Below are 22,166 nucleotides of genomic sequence, written 5' to 3' on the forward strand. Positions count from 1 at the left end.
CAACGGTTGGAAGAACCGGTAGAACTATCGGTATGATCAAGCGGTCCGCGCGCGACATCCGCAGGCGCAACCGGTTCGACGCGCTCCGCTGTGTCTACGCAGCGCCGGGTCCGGTCAGCAGGCAGGAGATCGCCACGGCGACCGGCCTGTCGTTCGCGACCGTGGCGAACCTGACCGCGGAACTGCTCGACGCGGGCGTGCTGCTGGAGGCGGGCCAGGAGAACAGCGGCGCGGGCAGGCCCCGGGCAACGCTCGCGGTCAATCCCCAGCGCGGCGCGCTGGTGGGCGTCGACATCTCGGAGACGTTCATCCACGTCGAACTCTTCGACCTGTCGATGACGACGCGGCACGAGTTGCGCCACCCGCTGCCCGAGCGGGACAGCAAGCCCGATGAGGTGATCGAGCACTTGGTGGGCTTGGTCTCCCGGCTCCTGGAGGCCGCGCGGGTGCCCGCCCACCAGGTGCTCGGGATCGGGGTCAGCGTGCCCGGGCAGGTCGAGCCCGAGGGTGGGGTGTCGGTGTTCTCCCCGTACTGGGCGTGGCACGACGTTCCCTTGCGCGCGATGCTGGCCGAGCGGCTCAACCTGCCGCTGTTCCTGGACAACCCGCTCAAGGCGGCCACGGTCGCCGAGATGTGGTTCGGCGCCGGTCGTGGGGTGGACGACCTGGCCGTGATCACCTTGCGCACCGGTGTCGGCGTGGGCATCGCGGTCGACGGTCACCTGTTGCGCGGCGCGACGAACAGCGCGGGGGAGTGGGGCCACACCTGCCTGGTGCTCGACGGCAGGCCCTGCCGGTGCGGCAGCGGCGGGTGCGTGGAGACCTATGTCGGGGCCCCGGGAATCATGCGCACCCTCGCCGAGACCGATCCGGGGAGCGCCCTGCTGCACCCCGATGACCAGGCGGCGACCATCGAGGCCATCGCCCGTGCCGCCGACGACGGCGACGAGGTGGCCCTCGCGGTGATCGCGAAGACCGGCCGCTACCTGGGCGCCGCGGTGGCCAACCTGATCAACCTGGTCAACCCGCAGGTCCTGGTGCTGAGCGACTGGGTGGCCGCCAAGCTCGGCGAGCGACTCCTGCACGTGACCCGCGAGGTGGCCGCCGACCACGCCCTGGCACAGGCCTTCCGCGCGGTCGACCTGCGCCTGTGCGCGCTGCCGCACAACCCGGTCAGCCTCGGCGCGGCCACGTTCGCCCTCGAGGGTTTCCTCAACGACCACGAGATCTTCGGCTCGGTGGCGTCCCGCAGGCCGACACCCGCCTGAACGATTTCGGCAAACGCGCTCCAGGGCGGGCCCGGCTCGGCCACACTGCGCTCGTCGAAGATCAGGGGGGTCTCATGGAAGACGACGCACGGGCCAAGTCTGCGCGAGTGCTGATGGCGATCGCGGGGGGCGTGCTCGCCGCTCTCCTCGCCGTGGCCGCGCTGAGTCCCGCCGAGAAGGTGGATACGTGGGGCCCGATCGTCGCGGTGACGGTCGGGTCGCTCGCCGCGGCCGGGTTGTTGTTCCTCGGCTCGCGCGTGTCCGGCGCGGCCGACATCGGCGGGGCGCACCGTCAGCTAGTCCGGTTCGTGCCGTTCGCCTGCGCGGGTGTGGTGCTCGCCGTGGGCGCGCTGGCCTGGCCCACGACCGCGGCGGCCCGGGTCACCGAACCCACGGAGTTCCACATCCACTTCGACGGCGACCAGCGGAGCCTGCGTCAGGCGGGGGTGCCGATCGACTGCGCGGGCGACGAGCTCACGGCGGTCGCGGTGGACGGGACCCTCTTAGAGCCGGTCGTGACCGGTGAGAAGGACGGCTGCCGGTTGCGGCTGCAGCTGATCCCAGCGGGGATCGCCATGATCAAACCTGTGGTCAAAGCCCCCTGACCTTCCTCATGCCTCAGCCTCCGGGTCGGGTCGGCCGATCCCGAGCAGGGCGGTGTGGACCTCGCGGAGCCTGCTGATGTCATGGCGCATCCCGGCGGGGGAGTCGTCGTAGATGAACGCCTCGCTGAGCCGGACGATCGCGTACGCCAGCGTCGCGATCTCGATCGGTGGCCGGAACCCGTCCTCTGCGGCGACGCGTTCGAGGTAGGCCTCGGCGACGCGAACGACGCCCGGGTGAACCAGGCCGGAACACGACACCAGGACCTGCAGGGCCGACGGTTCCATGGCCACGAAGGCGCGCAGCGGCGGATTGTCGATCAGCCGCTGGTTGACCGAGGTCAGCGCGTCCAGCACGCGGGCCGCGCCACGGCCGCGCGCCTGCTTGTCCGCCTGTTCGAACAGGTCCGCCATCTCGCCGAGGATGACCTCCGCGAGAAGGCCCTCCCGTGAGCCGAACCAGCGGTACATCGTCGCGCGCGAGGCGCCGAACTCGGCGGCGATCGCGCGCACCTCGATTCGACGCCCCTCGACGAACGCCCGACGCGCCGCCGCGAGCACTTCGTCGCGGGTCGCGGCGGCCGGTCTGCCCACTGGTCGGCGGGGCTCCCTGGCGATACTCACAGAGGAGGAATATAGTGCATCTTGACGAAGATGTCTGAAATTAGTTCCGGCGAGTCGGCGCAGGACCGCCCACCGGGGCCTGACCAGCGACAACGGGAGACTTCAGTGCCGACAGTGCCGACAGCGATGCCCAAGACCAACCGTCAGATCCGCCTCGCGGCGCGCCCGGTCGGACTGCCCGATGACAGCTCCTGGCAGCTCACCGAGGAGCCCGTGGGCACGCCCGGCGACGGCGAGGTGCTCGTGCGGACCCTGAGCCTGTCGCTGGACCCCGCGATGCGCGGGTGGATGAACGACGCCCGCTCCTACATCCCGCCGGTCGGCATCGGCGAGGTGATGCGCGCGGCGGGCGTCGGCCGCGTCGTCGCCTCCGGTGACGAGCGCTTCGCCGAGGGCGCCTATGTCTCCGGCGCCGTGGGCGTGCAGGAGTACGCCGTCCTGCGCGGCGACGACCTGCTGCCGGTCGACCTCGACGTGGCCCCGCCCGCCCGCTGGCTCGGCGCGCTGGGCATGTCCGGGATGACCGCCTACTTCGGACTCCTCGACGTCGGCGCGCCCAAGGAGGGCGACGTCGTCGTGGTCTCCGGTGCCGCGGGCGCGACCGGGTCGCTGGTCGGGCAGATCGCGAAACTCAAGGGCTGCAAGGTGATCAGCATCGCCGGCGGCGCGGAGAAGTGCCGCTGGCTGGTCGACGAACTCGGCTTCGACGCGGCCATCGACTACAAGTCCGACGATCTCAAGGCGGCACTGAAGGAGCACGCGCCCAAGGGGGTGGACGTGTACTTCGACAACGTCGGCGGCGAGATGCTCGACACCGTGCTGGCCCGCCTCGCCCGCGGCGCCCGCGTGGTCATCTGCGGCGCGATCTCCCAGTACAACGCGACCGAGGCGGTGCAGGGCCCGAAGAACTACCTGCAGCTGCTGGTCGCCCGCGCCCGGATGGAGGGGTTCGTGGTGTTCGACTACGCGAACCGCTTCCGTGAGGCCGCCAAGGAACTCGCGGGCTGGATCGCCGAGGGCAAGCTCGTCGCCCGGGAGGACATCGTCGACGGCGGTGTCGACGCGTTCCCCGCGACGCTGAACAAGCTGTTCGGCGGCGAGAACACGGGCAAACTGATCCTGCGCCTGGCCGACTGAACAACGTCCCGAGACTGTAAGGAAAACCCATGCGCCGCACCGTTTTCACCGAGGACCACGAGGCATTCCGGCAGACCGTCCGGGCCTTCATCGACGCCGAGGTCGTCCCCGGCTACGACGAGTGGCTCGCCGCGGGCCTCGTCCCGCGCGACCTGTACCGCAAGCTCGGCGCGCTGGGCGTCTTCGGCATCGAGGTGCCCGAGGAGTTCGGCGGGGCGGGGGAGGAGTCCTTCAAGTACGAGGCCGTCATCACCGAGGAACTCACCCGGGCCGGGGTGAGCTTCGGCGGCAGCAGCGTGCACGTCGCGCTGTGCCTGCCGTACCTGCTCGCCTACGGCACCGACGAGCAGAAGCGCCGCTGGCTGCCGGACTTCGTCTCCGGCGAGACGATGTTCGCCATCGCCATGACCGAGCCCGGCACCGGCTCGGACCTCGCGGGCATGCGCACCACGGCCAAGCTCTCCGCGGACGGCACGCACTACGTCCTCAACGGCGCCAAGACGTTCATCACCGGTGGCGTGCACGCCGACCGCGTCATCGTGTGCGCCCGCACCGCGCCGCCCGCGGAGCAGGACCGCCGCTTCGGCATCTCGCTGCTCGTGGTCGACACCAAGTCCGAGGGGTACGCGGTCGGCCGCAAGCTCGACAAGCTCGGCCTGCGGGTCTCCGACACCGCGGAACTGTCCTTCACCGACGTGCGCGTCCCGGTGGAAGACCTGCTGGGCGAGGAGAACCAGGGCTTCTCCTACCTGGGCCAGAACCTGCCCCGGGAGCGGCTCAGCATCGCCTTCGCCGCCTACGCCCAGGCCAAGGCCGCCGTGCGGTTCGCCCAGGACTACGTCACCCAGCGGGAGGTGTTCGGCAAGCCGGTCGCCGCCTTCCAGAACACCAAGTTCGAACTGGCCGCGTGCAAGTCCGAGGTCGACGCCCTCGAAGCGGTCGTCGACCGGGCCCTGGAAGCGCACGACGACGGCGACCTGACCGCCGCCGACGCCGCGTCGGTCAAGCTCTTCGCCACCGAGGCGGCGAGCCGGGTGATCGACCGGTGCCTGCAGCTGCACGGCGGGTACGGCTACATCAACGAGTACCCGATCACCAGGCTGTACGCCGACAACCGGGTCAACCGGATCTTCGGCGGCACCAGCGAGGTCATGAAGACGATCATCGCCAAGGACATGGGCCTTTGACGGCTGGAGGCGGTGGGGCCTGGCCTCACCGCCTCCATTTTCCGTGCGTCGCCTCAGGCGAAGGTGGCCGCGGTGATGCCGTCGGGAAGCGTCGGCGGCCATTGGACCAACTCGATCCGGTACCCGTCCGGGTCGGTGAGCCACGACGTCTTCGGCCCGTCGGGGCCGCCCGGGTGTTCGAGCGGCCCTGGCTCCAGTCCTGCCTTGGTCAGCCGCTCCAGGGTGTCCGCCAGGTTGTCCACCTGGAGGGCAAGGTGGTCGAAACCGCTGCCCACGTCGACGGGCCCGTCGTCTGGACGGTGGACCAGTTCGAATGTGGCCGCCGGTTCTTCGGGGAACTTGAGGAGCACCAGGCAGCTGTTGTCGCCCGGAACCCTCCCCAGCACGACGTAGCCCAGGGCGGTGTAGAACTCGAGCGAGCGGTCCAGGTCGGTGACGCGGAACGCTACGAGGATCGTCTTCACGCGGCATCCCCGGGACGGCGCACGCGGTAGCGCAGGTGCGTGACGTCTCGATCGTCGAGCCTGCGGACCAGTTCGAGTTCGGTGCGCTCGCCGCCGAGGTGGTCGAACAGCCTTCGGCCGTCCCCGAGAAGGACCTGGACCAGGTGGATCTCCAGCTCGTCCATCAGCCCCGCGCGGAGCAGCGCTTGCGCCGCGCCCGCACCGTGGACCATCACCGGACGGTCCCCGGCGTCCGCGCGGGCCCTGCGGGCGCACTCCTCGACGTCGGTGACGAAATGGGTGTTGTCCGACACCACGTCATCCTCGTCGAACTGGTGGGTGAGGACGTAGATCGGCACCCCGTCGTGGTGGTCGCCCTGCCAGCGCCCGGCCAGTTCGAAAGTGCGTCGGCCGGAGATCACCGCGCCGGTGGCCATCGCCTCGCGGTAGACCTGCCCGCTCGGGCCGTCGGACTCCCGGTCGTCGAGCCAGTTGAAGAGTCGCCCACCGCCGCGTCCGAGTTCCTGGCCCGGCCGGTCGTCCGGGCCGGTGATGTAGCCGTCGAGCGACATCGACATGTACAGCCGAATCGGGTTGTTCATCGTGCCCCCAGTGCTTCGCAATACCATTGGCCCGCGATTCTTCCCGATCCCGCGACACGCCGCCCATGCGAAACGCATGGATCGGACATGTATCGGTCACGGACCTTCGCCGCTTGATCGGCCGGCCGGTCTCACCCGCTGAGCTCACTGCCGGGCCGCTGTCGGACCATTCGGCCGCACTTGTCCCCGAAACGCAAACAGGGCACGCATTTCCGGCTTCCTGACGTAACAAGGGCTTCACCCACGGCGAAACCTCACCCGGTTGTGATCCATCCGAGAGGGGTCGTCTCGTGACCGCCAAGCGCCTGTCAGCAAGCCGCCGCAGCATGACGCTGTTGGTGATCTTCGCATTGCTCGTCCTGGGCATCGTGCCGGGCGGGCAGCGGCTGACCCCGCGACCCGCCACCGGCAGCACGGCGGTCGAGGCGCCGGAGCATCCGGAGGGGGCGAGCTTCAACCCCAACCAGATCAAGGACATCAAGGCCGGGGACCCGGGCGCGGGCATCAACCTCGTCAACGCGCCGAGCGCGTCGAACCTGGGTGACGCGCGGCTGGTCTACCCGCTGCAGGTGCCGCCCGGCCGCGCCGGTGTCGCGCCACAGCTGGGTCTGCAATACAGCTCCAGCGCGGGCAACGGCTGGCTCGGCACCGGCTGGGACGTCTCCGTCCCGAAGATCGCCATCGACACCCGGTGGGGCGTTCCGCGCTACCACGCGGGCCTGGAGACCGAGACCTACGTGTTCAACGGCGAACAGCTCACCCCGGTGGCGCACCGCTCCGAACTGGTCGCGCGCACGGCCGAGAAGGTGTTCCACACCAGGGTGGAGGGGCAGTTCAGCCGCATCGTCCGACACGGCGACAACCCCGCGAACTACTGGTGGGAGGTCACCGACAAGGCCGGAACCCGCATGGTCTTCGGCACCGCGGCCGACACCCGGCTGGCCGACGCGAACGGCAACATCGCCACCTGGGCGCTGCGCGAGGTGCGCGACGCGCACGACAACCTGATGCGCTACCACCACGTCACCGTCGAGGACGGCGGCGTGGCGGGCGCGTCGGTGCCCGGCCGTGACCTGTACCTGGAGAAGATCACCTACACCGGCCGCGGCGACACCGAGGGCCGCTACTCGGTCACCTTCGACCGCGACCGCGAACGCGGCGAGCCGCGCCGCGCCGACGTGGGCATCGACGCCCGCCTCGGGTTCAAGCGGGTGACCGCGGACCTGCTGCGCCGCGTCGAGGTGCGCCTCGACGACCAGCTGATCCGCGCCTACGAGCTGAACTACCGCACCGGCGCCTTCCACAAGTCGCTGCTGCAGTCGGTGTCCCAGTTCGGCGAGGACAACCGCCTCTTCCACACCCACACGTTCGACTACTTCGACGACATCCGCGACCAGGCGGGCGCCTACGACGCGTTCACCGGCGCCACCGGCTGGTCCATGCCCGACGACGGCCTCGGTGCGAACGTCCGCGATGGCGAGGCGGGTGCCCTGTCGTCGAACACGTCCAAGAGCGCGGGTGGGCACCTCTACGTCGGCTACAACCCCACCTCGCCCAGCAAGTCGAACTCGGCGGGCCTCAAAGTCGGCTACAACGCGGGCTCGTCGGAGGGCCTGCTCGCCTTGGCCGACGTCAACGGCGACAACCTGCCGGACAAGGTCTTCCGCAACGGCGGCGGCATCTTCTACCGCCCCAACCTTTCCGGCCCCACCGGGCAGGCCCGCTTCGGCGACACCCCGATCCGGCTGAGCAACCTGCCGGGCATCGGCAAGGAGAAGAACCGCTCGACCACGGTCGGCATCGAGTCCTACTTCGGGGTGGCCGCGCAGCTCGACTACGTCTCCACCACGACCACCGCCGACCGCTACTTCGCCGACGTCAACGGCGACGGCATCACCGACCTCGTCAACAACGGCGGTGTCCTCTTCGGACACCTCGACGCGAACGGCAACCCGGCCTACAGCGCGAACAGCCACGACACCCCGGTGCCGGTGGGCGCGGGCACCACGTCCGGCGCGATCGTCGGCGACCAGACCGCCGAGTTCGAGCGCCAGGTCGACGCCGCGCCGCTGCTCGACGGCGTCCGCCGCTGGATCGCGCCCTACGACGGCACGGTCCAGATCGACGGCCGAGTGCGGCTGGTCGAGGACACCAGCCCCGATCGGGCCGAATACCGCGCCGCCGACGGCGTCCGGGTGGCGATCCAGCACAAGGACACCGAGCTCTGGTCGCAGCGCATCGGTCCGCAGGACCACATCGAGTTCGAGCCGACCGGGGTCAACGCGATCCAGGTCCAGCGCGGCGACGCGATCTACTTCCGCGTGCAGTCCATTTTGGACGGCAACTACGACCAGGTCGCCTGGGACCCGGACATCTCCTACGTCGGCATGGTCGCCTCCACCGACGTCAACGGCCTGGACAACAACCGCTACCTGGCTTCGCGTGACTTCACCCTGGGCGGGCGGCCCTCGGTGGTCACCGCGCCGCTGACCGGCACCCTGCACCTGTCCGGCGACGCGGTGAAGTCCGGCCCGACGACCGACGACGTCGCCGTCGTGGTCAGCCGCAACGGCACCGATGTGCTCACCCGGACCCTGTCCGCCGCCGCGGGCGGCACCGCGGCGATCGACCTCGACATCCCGGTCACCGTCAACGACAAGCTGTCCTGGCGGCTCAAGGCCGACTCGCCGATCGACGCCGCAACCCTGACGTGGGTGCCGCGCGCGCACTACACCGGCGCGGACGGTGTCGACTCGGTCGTCGACGCCAACGGCGACCCGGCGATCGTCATCAGCGCCCCCTACGACCTCGACCTGTACCCCGCGACCACGCTGACCGCGCCGCAGGGCCACTTCACCGCCCCCGCGACCGGGCAGCTGACCGTCCAGCCCGCGCTGGGCTTCGACTTCGCGGGCCAGACGCCGGACACCAAGGTCGTCTTCACCGTCAAGAAGCGCGGTGCCCTGCTGGCCAAGCGGGTCATCGACATCGTCGACGGCCAGGTGCCCGCCCTGGCCGCGCTGTCGGTCCCGGTGACCGAGGGCGACGACCTGTTCTTCGACTACTCCAGCCTGGACACCTCATTGCTCGCGAAGCTGACCGGCCAGTCGGTCACGGTCAGCACCGACGGCACGACCTTCGCCGCCGCGCCGAGCGCGCTCCACACCTCCGCTGAGCAGGGCGCGTTCGCCCAGCCCTACCGCGGCTGGGCCGCCATCGGCTACCAGGGCAACCGAGCCCGGGCCACCAGCCCGATCGCGCAGAGCGAGCTGGTCATCGACGAGAACTACCGCGACCAGCTCCCGGACGGCCCGACCGAGGCCGACCTGCCCGGCTTCACCGCCGACCCCAAGGTGACCGCGCCGAAGATCGTCGTGTTCGCCCCGATGCCCGCGCTGGGCCGCTGGGCGGGCGCGGACGAGAACACCTGGGTCGCCGCGGCGGGCGCGTCCAGCTCCCGGCTGGGCCTCGACGTCATCGACGTCATGCGCGACGCGGACTTCGCGGGTGCCACCGCGGTTCCGCGCCGCGGCAAGACCAAGCAGATCTCGACCACCCTCGGTGTCGGCCCGCTCGGCGGCAGCCTCGCCAAGGGCCGCTCCACCGGCGAGGTCGACTTCCTCGACCTCAACGGCGACCGCTTCCCCGACGTGGTGGGGTCGGCGGGCGTGCAGTACTCCGACATGACCGGCGGCCTGGGCGGCACCCGCGGCAGCGTCGGCGGGAACGTCCGTGAGTCGGAATCCCTGGCCTACAGCGTGTCCGGCAACGCGGGCAGCCCCGCACGGACGTCGTCCTCCGGGCGCGGCCAGGACGTGCCGACCGGCGGCACCAACGCCAACACCGCCAAGTCCGGTGTGGAGATGCCCGCGCTGGGCATCGGCGGCAACCTCGGCGGCGGCGACTCCGACACCGCCTTCGACCTCATCGACATCAACGGTGACGCCCTGCCGGACCGGGTGTTCGAGAACGGCGACGCCGCGCTGAACCTCGGCTACTCCTTCGCCGGGCGCGAGCCGTGGCCGGGCGGTCCGGTGAACACGGGCGATACCCGCAACGCGGGCGTCAACCTCGGCTTCAACACCGACTACTACGGCTTCGCGGGCGGCGTCTCCGCCGCACTGGGGTCGGGCAAGACCGACGCGACCCTGATGGACATGAACGGCGACGGTCTGATGGACCGCGTGTTCGCCCACGACGGCCAGCCGGTCGGCGTGGCGATCAACACCGGCACCGGGTTCGCCGCGCCCACACCGTTCCGCGGCAGCCACGCGGGGGTGAACACCGACAAGAACGCCTCCCTGGGCGGCGGCGTGTACGTCACGTTCGGCTTCTGCTTCATCTTCGGCTGCATCGTGTTCAACCCCGGCGCCGACGTCTCCACCGGCATCGGCCGCACCGAGCTGGCGCTGCGCGACGTCAACGGCGACGGCTACGTCGACCACGTCCGGTCGACCAAGGACGACGAACTGATCGTTGCGGAGAACAAGACCGGCCGCACCAACCTGCTCAAGTCGGTGGGCCGTCCGATGGGCGCCCGCATCGACCTCGACTACGCCCGCAGCGGCAACACCTACGACTCCCCGGAGTCGCGCTGGGTGCTCACCCGCACGGCGGTCAACGACGGTCACCCCGGCGACGGCGATGACGTGCAGCTGTCGACCTTCCGCTACGAGAACGGCAAGCACGACCGGCTGGAGCGGGAGTTCCTCGGCTACGGCAAGGTGGTCACCGAGCAGCGCGACGCCGCCGCGGCCGTGTACCGCACGAAGACCGACGAGTACCGCGTCGACAGCTACTACACCCGCGGGCTCCTCGCGCGCACCGCGACCGCGGACGCCGCGGGCAAGCTGTTCGCCGAGTCGCTCAACACCTACCAGTTGCGTGACGTCTCAACCGGGGCCGCCGCCGCGCCGGACAGCACCACGGCGACAGTGTTCCCGCAGCTGGCCAAGACCGAGCGCAGGTTCTACGAAGGCCAGGCCACGCCGGGCAAGACCACGTCGACGGAGATGTCGTACGACGAGTACGGCAACCTCATCCGCTCGTTCGACGCCGCCGACGCGGGCGCGGCCGACGACCTGGAGACCAGGCTCGGGTACTCCGCCACGATCCCGGCCTGTCGCGACCGCAACATCGTCGGAGTAGCGAACTCGGTGACCGAGACAGGTGGGACGGTCCTGCGCAACCGTCAGTCCATAGTGGACTGCGCGACGGCGGACGTCCGGCAGGTCAAGGAGTTCCTCGCCGACGGCGCGGCGGCCGTGACCGATATGGAGTACTTCCCCGACGGCAACCTGAAATCGGTGACCGAGCCCGCCAATAAGAACGGTGAGCGCTACCGCACCGACTACGGCTACGACGCTGTCGTTGGTGTGCACATCGAGTCCATTGTGGACAGCTTCGGCTACCGGTCCACTTCGACGCACAACCTCAAGTACGGCTTGCCCGACAGCGTCACCGACAAGAACAACCAGCAGCTGCGCACCGCCTACGACAGTGTCGGCCGGACCGACTCGATCACCGGGCCGTACGAGCTGCCGGAGAACCGGTTCACGATCGACTTCGAGTACCACCCCGAGGCGGCCGTGCCGTACGCGGTGACCCGCCACGTCGACCGCACCGCCACCGGTGTCCGCGCCGACACCATCGACACGGTGCAGTTCGCCGACGGCCTCAAGCGACTGCTGCAGACCAAGAAGGACGCCACGGTCGCCCCGGCGCCGGGTGCCGACCCGCAGCCGGTGATGACGGTGTCCGGGCGGGCGAAGTACGACTTCGTCGGCCGCACGGTCGAGCAGTACTACCCGGTCACCGAACCCAAGGGTGACAACAACTCCACCTTCAACGGCACGTTCGACACGGTGCCACCGACCAAGACCGACTTCGACGTGCTCGACCGGGTCCGCAAGACGGTGATCCCGGACGGCACCACCTCCCTGCAGGCCTACGGATTCGGCGCCGACCGCTCCGGGGCGACCCGGTTCGAGACCATCGCCACCGACGGCAACGGCAAGCAGCGGCGGACCTACCAGGACGTGCGCACGCTGACCACGGCGGTCAAGGAGTTCAACCCGGCGGGCGGGCAGCCGGTGATCTGGACCAGCTACGGCTTCGACGCGCTCGGCCAGCTCACCGCGGTGGTCGACGACAAGAACAACACCACGTCGTCGGTCTACGACAACTTCGGCCGCCGCACCGTCATCGACAGCCCGGACTCCGGGCGCGCGGAGACGCGGTACGACCTCGCGGGCAACATGACCGCGAAGATCACCTCGAAGCTGCGCGCGGCGAACAAGGTGGTCGAGTACGACTACCGGTTCACCAGGCTCGCCGGGGTCCGCTACCCGACCTTCTCCGGCAACAACGTCACCTACACCTATGGCGCCCCCGGCGCGCCGAACAACGCCGCGGACCGGATCACCCACGTGCGTGACGGCGCCGGTGAGGTCGCCCGCGCGTACGGCCCGCTCGGCGAGCTGACCCGCGAGACCAGGACCGTGCCCGAGTCCATCCTCAACGGGCCCGCGCGCAGCTACAGCACGGGCTACACCTACGACTCGTTCAACCGGGTGCTCAAGCTGAACTACCCGGACGGCGAGCTGCTCACCTACGAGTACGACTCCGGCGGCCAAGTCAACCGCGCCACCGGCGTCAAGGGCGAGTTCGACTACACCTACCTCGCCCGGATGGACTACGACAAGTTCGCCCAGCGGGTGCTGATGGAGACCGGCACGGGCGTACGCACCACCTACGCCTACGACGCCGCCGACCGCCAGCTCGCCACGCTCAAGGCGCGGCTGCCCGACGGGCACGAGTTCCAGAACATCAGCTACACCTACGACAACATCGGCAACATCAAGCAACTGCACAACGCGGTCGCGCTGCCGCACGGCAAGCCGATCGGCGGACCGAGCACGCAGACCTACGGCTACGACGACCTCTACCGGGTGACGTCGGCGCACGGCGAGTACCGCAACAAGGACAACAAGCTCGACCGGTACGACCTGAGCCTGCGCTACGACTCCATCCACAACACCGTCAGCAAGACCCAGCGGCACGAGATCGTCGTGAACTCGATGGAGACCGAGTTCGCCACCGTGGCCTACCAGCCGACTCAGCCGACTCAGCAGTCCTCGGAACCGGTGGCCGACCCCGTCGCCCCGGTGACTGTCGAGGAGGAGACCGCGGCCAACCCGCCGCTCGGGGTGATCGAGGAGCCCGACGAGGACGCCCCGCTCACCGTCGAAGAGCAGCAGTCGCTCACGACCACCCAGCAGGGCGGCACGACGGCCCAGCCGCAGCGGCAGACCAGCTACGACTACAACTACGCCTACACCGGCGCCAAACCGCACGCGCCGAGCAAGATCGGCCCGGTCAACCAGACCTACGACGCCAACGGCAACCTCGTCGACACCGTCAACACCCTGCCGCCCGCACCGGGCAAGCGCAGGCAAATGGTGTGGGACGAGGAGAACCGGCTGGCCTGCAACCAGGACCACAACCGAAACTCCACGATCGCCCAGGACCCGAGCGTCTGCACCAGCCCGCAGCAGCCCTCAACCGTCCGCTACTACTACGACGACGACGGCACCCGGGTCGTGAAGATCGCCGGGCCGCAGCACCTCTACCCGAACCAGAACTTCAGCGAGCGCAACGGAACCGGCTTCAAGCACGTCTTCGTCGGCGACGTCCGCCTGGCGACCAAGACGGTCAAGCCGGACACCTCCTTCGAGAACCACATCTTCTACTTCCACGCCGACCACCTCGGCTCGTCGGGCTACGTCACCGACGAGTTCGCGAACCTGACCGAGCACAACGAGTACTTCGCCTTCGGCGAGACCTGGGTCAACGAGCACCCGGCCCAGCCCACCCCGGTGCCGTTCCAGTACGGCTCGAAGGAACTCGACGAGGAGACCGGGCTCTACTACTACGGCGCCAGGTACTACAACCCTCGTACCAACCTCTGGCAGAGCCCGGACCCGATCCTCGGCGACTATCTCGACGGTTCCCCCAACCGCGGCGTGTACCAGCCGTTCAACCTCGCCCTCTACACCTACGGCAACGCCAACCCGGTCCGGATGACCGACCCGGACGGGCGCAGCACCTGGAACCGGGTGATGGGCGCGGTGAAGCTTGTCGGCGGCACCCTCGAGGCGGCCGGGGGCGTCACGCTCGCCACGACCACCGGCGTGACCGGTGTCGGCGCGGTCGCCGGAGCGCTGGTCGCCGTGCACGGCGCGGACACGGCGGTCACCGGCTGGAAGCAGCTGTGGACCGGTGAGGACGAGAGTTCCGGCACCAGCAAGCTCATCCAGGCCGCCGGGGTCAGCAAGCAGACGGCCGACATGATCGACGGCGGCATCGGGTTGGTCGGCGGCGGCGGGGCGGCGATCGCGACGTCCCGGATGGCCACCGCGACCAGGACAGCGGCCACGGTGGGCAGCCACGCGATGCCCGCCTTGCCCAAGGCACTGCAAGGCGGCGCGAACTCCACCCACGTCTACTTCGGGACCGACGCCGGTAAGGTCGTCTACGCGGGAATCACCAACTCGATCGCGCGCAGGCAGGGTGAGCACGGCGCCCGGTTCGCGATCGAGGCGATCACGAAGAATCCGCTGACCCGCGGCCAGGCCAGGGCCGTGGAGGAAGCGCTGATCGTCCGCTACGGCGGGACGGTCCGTGAGGGAGGCGCGTTGCAGAACATCAAGCACAGCATCAGTCCGACGCACGCGTACTACAAGGACGCGGTCGCCTGGGGCAACGCATGGCTCAAGGCGAACGGGCTCTGATGGCCGAGACCAACCTGAGCGTGCTCAAGCCGTCGCGCAAGGCGGTCAAACCCGGCGACGTGTTCGCCTTCCGGCTGGACGGGCGGTACGGCTTCGGGCGGGTCATCCGGACCGACGCGGAGATCGGTCCGATGACCGGGTGCGTGCTGGTCTACGTCTACCGCGTGCGGTCGGACACCATGGACGTGCCCGACCGCGCGGAACTCTCGCCCGACCGGCTGCTGATCTCGCCGGTCATGACGAACAAGCTGCCGTGGTCACGTGGGTACTTCGAGGTCATCGCGAACCAGCCGACCGGGCCGGGGGAGGAGCTGGCTCAGCACTGCTTCCTCAGCGCCGCCCGCGGCACGTACTTCGACGAGTCCGGGCACCAGCTGCCCGGCCCGGTCGAGCCGGTCGGCGACTACGCCCTGCACAGCTTCCGCACCCTCGACGACCAGATCAGCGACGCGCTGGGGGTCGCCCGCGTGCCTTAGGCCATCTCGGGCACGCGCAGGTGGGCGAGGGCCAGCTCGAACTCGACGACCTCCAGGATGTCGACCCCGGCTTCCTCGGCGCTCGCCGTGCGGAGCGCGTCCGCCTGGGTGCGGGCGCGTTCCATGGCCTCGGGGCTGTCGTAGGTGACCGAGGAGACGGCGATGCCGGACTCGCGGTCCATGAGGAGGCTGGCGCTGCAGAAGCCGTCGAACTCCTCCATGGCGGGCAGTGCGGTCATCTTGTAGGTCTGGATCGCGCGGTCGGCCTGGTCGGCGTCGAACCGCATCCAGGTGGCGCGGACGCACGCGCCTGGCTGTGAAGTGTGGTCACGGTGCAGGACGGCGATTTCCCATTCGTCGACCTGCGGGCGGGCGCCGAGGACCTCAGCGGCCTGTTCCCGCAGCTGCCGGAGCTTCGGCTCGCTGGCGCGCATCGCCTCCTCGGTCTCCCAGGCGGTGGTCGCGATGCAGCGACCGGATTGTCGGTCGGCCAGCAGTGAGATGCCGACGAAGCCCTCCATGTCGCGCAGCGTGGGCATGACCTGGTCGCGGATGTTGTCGATGCCCGCGTCGATGTTCTCCGGGTGGCCCTGGACTGTGGTGGATCGTGCGAACACGGTCGTTCCTTCCGGCCGGGGCAGCGCCCCGATGGCGCCACCGGTCGGCTCCCACTGTCGTCCGCCATTCGCGATCCGGCAATTCGAAGCCCACCGCGCGGGCCTCTCCCCGATTATATCTATCCACTATCGACTATCAAGATATCCATTAGAGCTGGTAGTTGTTGGTGCTCGAGTCCGGTGGTCGCCGGCGGTCGGAGGAAAAGCGCAAGGACGGTGGGGGACCGGTCAGAGGATCGTGAACGACTCCGGTGGGACGCGGAGGCGGGTGCCGGTCACCTCGATGTCCGCGCTCGACAGCAGCACCGGGCCAGGGTGGCGGTCGAGGACGATCTCCGCCGCCGCTGTGCCCAGGTTGACCACCACCCGCCGGTCGCCGCGGTGCAGCGTCAGGCAGTCGCCGCTCGCCTCGACGTGGAAGCGGTCGAGCCGGGGGTCGGCGAGTTCCGGGTGGGCCCGGCGCAGCGCGATCAGGGCCCGGTAGGTGTCGTAGACGGACTTGTGGGCGGGGTCGTGCAGTTCGCCCCACGGCAGGGTCGAGCGGATCACGGTGCCCACGTCCATGGGGTCGGGGACGTCCTGTTCGCCCCAGCCGTGCTCGGCGAACTCCTTGCGGCGGCCGTCGCGGACGGCGGCGGCCAGGTCGGGGTCTTCGAAGGAGGCGAAGAACTGCCAGGGGGAGGTGGCGGCCCACTCCTCGCCCATGAAGATCATCGGGGTGTACGGGGAGCACAGCACGATGGCCGCGCCGCACAGCATGCGGTCGTGGGAGATGGTGGCGGTCATCCGGTCGCCCTGGGCGCGGTTGCCGATCTGGTCGTGGTTCTGCAGGTAGCAGAGGAACCGGTGGCCGGACGCGCGGCTCGGGTCGACCGGCCTGCCGTGGGTCCGGCCGCGGAACGACGACCACGTGCCCGCGTGGAAGAACGCCTCCCGCAGCGTCTTCGCGAGGGCGCCTGGTTGGCCGAAGTCGGTGTAGTAGCCGTCGGTCTCACCGGTGAGCGCGACGTGGAGGGCGTGGTGGAGGTCGTCGCACCACTGGGCTTCCAAGCCGTAGCCGCCCGCGTCGCGGGAGGTGACCAGTTTGGGGTCGTTGAGGTCGGACTCGGCGATCAGGTGCAGCGGCCTGTGCAGCCCGGCGGCGAGCGCGTCGACCTCTGCCGCGAGTTCCTCGAGGAGGTGGGTGGCGCCCTTGTCGACCAGCGCGTGCACCGCGTCCAGGCGCAGGCCGTCGAGGTGGAAGTCGCGGAGCCAGCCCATGGCGTTGTCCAGGACGTAGCGGCGCACCTCGTCGGAGTCGGGGCCGTCGAGGTTCAGCGCGGGCCCCCAGATGGTGCGCCCGGCGAAGTACGGCCCGAACCGGTCGAGGTAGGCGCCGGAGGGGCCGAGGTGGTTGTAGACGACGTCGAGCAGCACCCCGAGCCCGCGCGCGTGGCAGGCGTCGACGAACCGCTTGAACGCCGTCGGCCCGCCGTAGTGCTGGTGGACCGCGCCCCACAGGACGCCGTCGTAGCCCCAGCCCGCGGTCCCGTCGAACGCGTTGACCGGCAGCACCTCGACGAAGTCCACGCCGAGGTCGACGAGGTGGTCGAGGTGCTCCAGGGCCGCGTTGAAGGTGCCCTGCTCGGTGAAGGTGCCGATGTGCAGCTCGTAGACGACCCCACCCGCGAGCGGTCGGCCGGTCCACCGCTGGTCGGTCCAGGTGAACGCCTCATGCGAATACCGCCGCGACGGCCCGTGTACCCCCGCGGGCTGCCACAGCGACCGCGGATCGGGCAGAGGCGTGGCGTCGTCGTCGAGGAGGAAGGCGTAGTCGGTGCCGTCGCCCGTGCCGGGCACCTCGGCGTGCCACCAGCCACGGTCGTCGCGGACCATGTCGTAGGTGTTGGGGCCGAGGGCGAGCCGGACCTGGTCTCGGTGGGGTGCCCATACGGAGAAGTGTTCGTCGGAGCGGGTCACCGGAGGTCCTCTCGGTGCAGCAGGGCGACGGGGTAGGTGGACAGCAGATCTCCCAGCGGCGCAACGGAATCCGGTACTTCGCGGGCGGTCAGCAGGTCGGTCCACCGGCCGGTGCCCGCGGGCAGGGCGAGCACGGTGTCGCGCCAACCGCCTTCACGGGCCAGGGTCACGGGCAGTCGGGTGGCCACCGCGACGAGGTCGGGGCGGCGGGTGAACGCCAGTGCGTGGGTGGCGGCGGGGCCGTCGGCGTATAGCGGTCGGTAGCCGCTGAACAGCTCCGGCCTCGACCGCCGCAACCGCAGGACCGTGCGGACCACGTGCAGTTTCGCCGCCCCCGTGTCGTCGACCGGCGGCAGCCAGCCGGACTCCAGCCGGTCCAGCAGCCGGGTTCGCTCGGCGAAGTCGACCGGCCGCCGGTTGTCCGGGTCCACAAGGGACAGATCGAACAACTCGGTGCCCTGGTACACGTCCGGCACCCCCGGTCCGGCGAGTTGGACCAGCTTCTGCCCGAGCGCGTTGGACCACCCCGGCAGCCGGATCCGCTCGACGAACTCGGCCGCCTCGGAGCCCAGTTCCGCCGCCACCGCGGCGGGCCATGCCCGGACCGCCGCCTCGAACTCGTCGTCGTGCTCCACCCACGACGTGCGGACCTTCGCCTCCTTCGCCGCCTTGTCCAGGTACGCCGACAGCCGTTGCGGCGCGATCGGCCACGCGCCCACCAGCGACTGCCACGCCAACAGCTCCAGCGTCGGCTCGGGCAGCCCGCACCGCGCGGACCACCGGTGCACCACTTCGGCGAACTCGCCCGCGAGCTCCGCGAGCACGGCGAGGCGGGCGCGGACGTCCTCCGAGCGCTTGGTGTCGTGCGTGGACAGGGCCGTCATCCCGGCGGGCCACCCGGCCTCGCGGGCCGCAGCCCCCGCGTGGAACTCGGCCACCGACACACCGAAGCGGTCCGGGGCACCGCCGACCTCGTTGAGCCCGGTGAGCCTCGGGTAGCGGTAGAACGCGGTGTCCTCGTCGCCCTTGGCCACGACCATGCCGGACGTCTGCTGAATCCGCGTCGCCAGTTCCCCGTCGGGATCGGCCCGCACCGTCCGGTCCAGCACGTCGATCGCCGACGCCAGGTCCGGCCGGACCGCCCGCGCCCGCTCGACGGCCGCCGTCCAGTGGCCCGAGCCCTCCGGCAGGTAGGACCGGTACACCGGGAACGCCACCATCAGCTCCGCGACCGCCTCGGCGGGCACACCCGGGGCGAGCGCGGCGATGCGGCGCATCTCGGCCACCAGGGACCGGGAGGTGATCAGCCTGCGGCAACGCTCCTCCTCGGCGTGGAAGTCGATCCCGCCGAACTTCGCGGCGAGTTCGGTCAGCGGCTCCTCGCCCGCGGCGTCGACGAACACCCCGCACACCTCGCGCAGGGTGTCGTAGCCGGTGGTGCCGTGGACCGGCCACGACACGGGCAGCGACTCGCCCGCGGCGAGGATCTTCTCCACCACCAGCCAGCAGTCCGTCCGCTCCCGCAGCGTCCGCAGATATCCGCCTGGGTCGGCCAGGCCGTCGGGGTGGTCGATGCGCAGCCCGTCGACCTCGCCCGCGGCCACCCAGCGCAGCACCTCGGCGTGCGTCCCGTCGAACACCTCGGGCAGCTCGACCCGGACGGCGGCCAGCGACGTCACGTCGAAGAACCGCCGGTAGGTCAGTTCCGCGTTGCCGCGCCGCCAGTCCACCAGCCGGTAGTGCTGCCGCTCGTGCACCTCGGCCACGCTGCCCGCCGCCGTCCCGGGGGCGATCGGGAACTCGTGCTCGTGGTAGGCCAGCCGGCCGTCCCGAAGCTCCAACACCGGGTCGTCGCCGAGTACTGGCAGCAGGATCGGGCCCGCGGCGAAGTCGATGTCGAACCAGGTCGCGTACCGGGACTCAGGGCCGTTCTCCAGCACATCCCACCACCACGGATTCGCCGAGGGCACCTCGACGGACATGTGGTTGGGCACCAGGTCCAGCACGATGCCCAGCCCCGCGGCGCGGGCGGCGGCGACCAGCCGCAGGCGGGCGGCTTCCCCGCCCAGCTCGGGGTTGGCCATGGTCGGGTCGACCACGTCGTAGCCGTGCGTGGAGCCGGGCGCCGCGGCCAGCAGCGGCGACGTGTAGACGGCACCGACGCCGAGGCGCTCCAGGTAGGGCACCAGCTCGGCGGTGGCGTCGAGGTCGAACCCGGGCCGCACCTGCACCCGGTAGGTGGACGTGGGGATCACGACAGGACCTCCGTGCGCTGCAGCACAAGCAGCGACCGGGCTTTGACGTTGAGCCCCACCCCGGCGCTGAACGTCCGAGCGATGGCAGGCCGGTCGCCCGCGATCACGCCGAGGATGACTCCTTCGCCGGACTCCCTGAACACCTCGCCGCTCGCGGTGTCGAGCACGACGCTCCACTCGGTCCCGTAACTCGCGTCGGGCACGATCATCTCGATGTCGTCGTCGTGGGCGTTGAAGCACAGCAGGAACGAGTCGTCGTGGACCCGCTCGCCGCGCCGGTCGAGGTCGCCGATGGCGTCGCCGTTGAGGAACACCATGATCGAGCGGCCGAACCCGGACTCCCAGTCCTGTTCGGACATCTCCTCGGCCGACGGGGTGAACCACGCGATGTCGCGCAGCTCGTCGCCCTTGCGGATCGGCCTGCCCGCGAAGAACCGCCGCCGCCGGAACACCGGGTGGTTGCGCCGCAGCTCGATGACCGCCTTCGTGAAGTCGAGGAGGTCGGTGTTCTGGTCGAGCAGTGACCAGTCGACCCACGACAGCTCGTTGTCCTGGCAGTAGCCGTTGTTGTTGCCCCGCTGGGTGCGGCCGAACTCGTCGCCGTGCAGCAGCATCGGCGTGCCCTGCGACAACAGCAGTGTGGCCAACAGGTTGCGGCGCTGCCGGGCGCGCAGGTCGTTGACCTTCTCGTCCTCGGTCGGCCCCTCGGCGCCGCAGTTCCACGACCGGTTGTCGTCGGCGCCGTCGCGGTTGCCCTCGCCGTTGGCCTCGTTGTGCTTCTCGTTGTAGGACACCAGGTCGTTGAGGGTGAACCCGTCGTGCGCGGTGACGAAGTTGATCGAGGCGTAGGGCCTGCGGCCGTCGTCCTGGTACAGGTCCGACGAGCCGGTGATGCGGGAGGCGAACTCGCCGAGCGTCGCGGGCTCGCCGCGCCAGAAGTCGCGGACGGTGTCGCGGTACATGCCGTTCCACTCGGTCCACAGTGGAGGGAAGTTGCCGACCTGGTAGCCACCGGGGCCGACGTCCCACGGCTCGGCGATCAGCTTCACCTGGCTGATCACCGGGTCCTGCTGCACCAGGTCGAAGAAGGTGGCCAGCCGGTCGACGTCGTAGAACTCGCGGGCCAGGGTGGCGGCGAGGTCGAAGCGGAAGCCGTCGACGTGCATCTCGGTCACCCAGTAGCGCAGCGAGTCCATGATCAGCTGCAGGGTGTGCGACGGGCGCACGTTGAGCGAGTTGCCGGTTCCCGTGTAGTCCATGTAGTACCGGCGGTCGTCGTCGACGAGCCGGTAGTAGGTCTCGTTGTCGATGCCGCGCAGCGACAGGGTGGGCCCGAGGTGGTTGCCCTCGGCCGTGTGGTTGTAGACCACGTCGAGGATCACCTCGATCCCGGCTTCGTGCAGGGCGCGGACCATCGCCTTGAACTCCTGGACCTGGTTGCCCGCCCGGCCCATCGGTGAGGCGTACCCGTCGTGCGGGGCGAGGAAGGCGATCGTGTTGTAGCCCCAGTAGTTGCGCAGGCCCCGCTCGGTGAGCCCATGGTCGTGCAGGAACTCGTGCACCGGCATCAGTTCGACCGCGGTGACCCCGAGCCCGGTCAGGTAGTCGATCATCACCGGGTGGCCCAGGGCGGAGTAGGTGCCGCGCAGCTCCTCGGGGATCTCCGGGTGCAGCATGGTCAGTCCGCGAACGTGGGCCTCGTAGATGACCGACTCGTTGTACGGCGTGTTCGGCGCGCGGTCGTTGGCCCAGTCGAAGAACGGGTTGACCACGACACCGCGGAACGTGTGCGCCCCGGAGTCGGCGTCGTTGCGCCCCTCCGGGTCCCCGAAGGGGTAGCCGAACACCGACTCGTCCCAGTCGACGGCGCCCGCGACCGCCTTGGCGTACGGGTCGAGCAGCAGCTTGTTCGGGTTGCAGCGCAGCCCGTTGGGCGGGTCGTAGGGCCCGTGCACGCGGAAGCCGTACTCCTGGCCCGGGCCGACGCCGGGCAGGTAGCCGTGCCAGACGAAGCCGTCGACCTCCGGCAGCACGATCTTGGTCTCGGTGCCCGACCCGTCGAACAGGCAGAGCTCGACCCGGTCGGCGACCTCGGAGAACAGCGCGAAGTTGGTGCCCGCGCCGTCATACGTGGCGCCGAGCGGGTAACGGGAACCTGGCCAGACCTGCACGCGCACTCCTCGGTGGTGACAGTCGCTTCTAGC

The 22,166-nt window shown here is 70.0% G+C and carries 13 protein-coding genes; 6 read left to right on the top strand and 7 right to left on the bottom strand.

Going from position 1 to position 22,166, the window contains the following annotated elements; translation table 11 throughout:
- Positions 1 to 32 precede the first annotated feature (32 nt).
- Together C8E96_RS23960 and C8E96_RS23965 are read left to right on the top strand one after the other, a co-directional pair.
- A complete protein-coding gene (locus C8E96_RS23960) occupies positions 33 to 1,268 on the top strand; it encodes an ROK family protein (protein ID WP_091368298.1) in 1,236 nt (411 codons plus the stop codon).
- A gap of 74 nt (positions 1,269 to 1,342) precedes the next feature.
- Positions 1,343 to 1,873, top strand: a complete 531-nt coding sequence (locus C8E96_RS23965; protein WP_133794719.1) for a hypothetical protein — start codon at positions 1,343 to 1,345, stop codon at positions 1,871 to 1,873.
- A gap of 6 nt (positions 1,874 to 1,879) precedes the next feature.
- Here C8E96_RS23965 and C8E96_RS23970 read toward each other — a convergent pair whose 3' ends face one another.
- On the bottom strand, positions 1,880 to 2,494 hold the full coding sequence (locus tag C8E96_RS23970) for a QsdR family transcriptional regulator (protein ID WP_091368304.1): 615 nt from the start codon (positions 2,492 to 2,494) through the stop codon (positions 1,880 to 1,882).
- Positions 2,495 to 2,620: 126 nt separating this feature from the next.
- Between C8E96_RS23970 and C8E96_RS23975 the strand changes: the two genes are divergently transcribed.
- Together C8E96_RS23975 and C8E96_RS23980 are read left to right on the top strand one after the other, a co-directional pair.
- Positions 2,621 to 3,631, top strand: a complete 1,011-nt coding sequence (locus C8E96_RS23975; RefSeq protein ID WP_176926716.1) for an NADP-dependent oxidoreductase — start codon at positions 2,621 to 2,623, stop codon at positions 3,629 to 3,631.
- 29 nt (positions 3,632 to 3,660) lie between these two features.
- A complete protein-coding gene (locus tag C8E96_RS23980; RefSeq protein WP_091368307.1) occupies positions 3,661 to 4,818 on the top strand; it encodes an acyl-CoA dehydrogenase family protein in 1,158 nt (385 codons plus the stop codon).
- 53 nt (positions 4,819 to 4,871) lie between these two features.
- Here the strand turns inward: C8E96_RS23980 and C8E96_RS23985 are convergent, their stop codons facing one another.
- The gene (locus tag C8E96_RS23985) at positions 4,872 to 5,282 is read right to left on the bottom strand and encodes a VOC family protein (protein ID WP_091368311.1); all 411 of its coding nucleotides are present in this window, start codon (positions 5,280 to 5,282) and stop codon (positions 4,872 to 4,874) included.
- Positions 5,279 to 5,863, bottom strand: a complete 585-nt coding sequence (locus tag C8E96_RS23990; protein ID WP_091368315.1) for a dihydrofolate reductase family protein — start codon at positions 5,861 to 5,863, stop codon at positions 5,279 to 5,281. The genes C8E96_RS23985 and C8E96_RS23990 overlap by 4 nt, the downstream gene beginning before the upstream one ends.
- A gap of 290 nt (positions 5,864 to 6,153) precedes the next feature.
- Between C8E96_RS23990 and C8E96_RS23995 the strand changes: the two genes are divergently transcribed.
- Both C8E96_RS23995 and C8E96_RS24000 read left to right on the top strand, forming a co-directional pair.
- Positions 6,154 to 14,655: a SpvB/TcaC N-terminal domain-containing protein gene (locus C8E96_RS23995; protein WP_228769578.1), complete on the top strand. Its 8,502-nt coding sequence runs from the start codon at positions 6,154 to 6,156 to the stop codon at positions 14,653 to 14,655.
- A complete protein-coding gene (locus tag C8E96_RS24000) occupies positions 14,655 to 15,131 on the top strand; it encodes an immunity 26/phosphotriesterase HocA family protein (protein ID WP_091368318.1) in 477 nt (158 codons plus the stop codon). Before C8E96_RS23995 ends, C8E96_RS24000 begins: the two co-directional genes overlap by 1 nt.
- Here the strand turns inward: C8E96_RS24000 and C8E96_RS24005 are convergent.
- From C8E96_RS24005 to glgX, 4 genes are all read right to left on the bottom strand, one after another.
- Positions 15,128 to 15,748 carry an antibiotic biosynthesis monooxygenase gene (locus C8E96_RS24005; RefSeq protein WP_091368320.1) on the bottom strand — a complete coding sequence of 207 codons (621 nt, stop codon included), beginning with the start codon at positions 15,746 to 15,748 and terminating at the stop codon, positions 15,128 to 15,130. The genes C8E96_RS24000 and C8E96_RS24005 overlap by 4 nt on opposite strands.
- A 228-nt stretch (positions 15,749 to 15,976) precedes the next feature.
- A complete protein-coding gene (treZ, locus tag C8E96_RS24010) occupies positions 15,977 to 17,707 on the bottom strand; it encodes a malto-oligosyltrehalose trehalohydrolase (RefSeq protein ID WP_091368325.1) in 1,731 nt (576 codons plus the stop codon).
- A complete protein-coding gene (treY, locus tag C8E96_RS24015; protein WP_091368328.1) occupies positions 17,704 to 19,962 on the bottom strand; it encodes a malto-oligosyltrehalose synthase in 2,259 nt (752 codons plus the stop codon). Before treY ends, treZ begins: the two co-directional genes overlap by 4 nt.
- Positions 19,959 to 22,133 (bottom strand): glycogen debranching protein GlgX, encoded by a 2,175-nt coding sequence (glgX, locus tag C8E96_RS24020; RefSeq protein ID WP_091368331.1) that lies wholly within the window; start codon positions 22,131 to 22,133, stop codon positions 19,959 to 19,961. Before glgX ends, treY begins: the two co-directional genes overlap by 4 nt.
- Positions 22,134 to 22,166 lie beyond the last annotated feature (33 nt).

The sequence above is a fragment of the Actinokineospora alba genome, from assembly GCF_004362515.1.
Taxonomy (GTDB): Bacteria; Actinomycetota; Actinomycetes; order Mycobacteriales; family Pseudonocardiaceae; genus Actinokineospora; species Actinokineospora alba.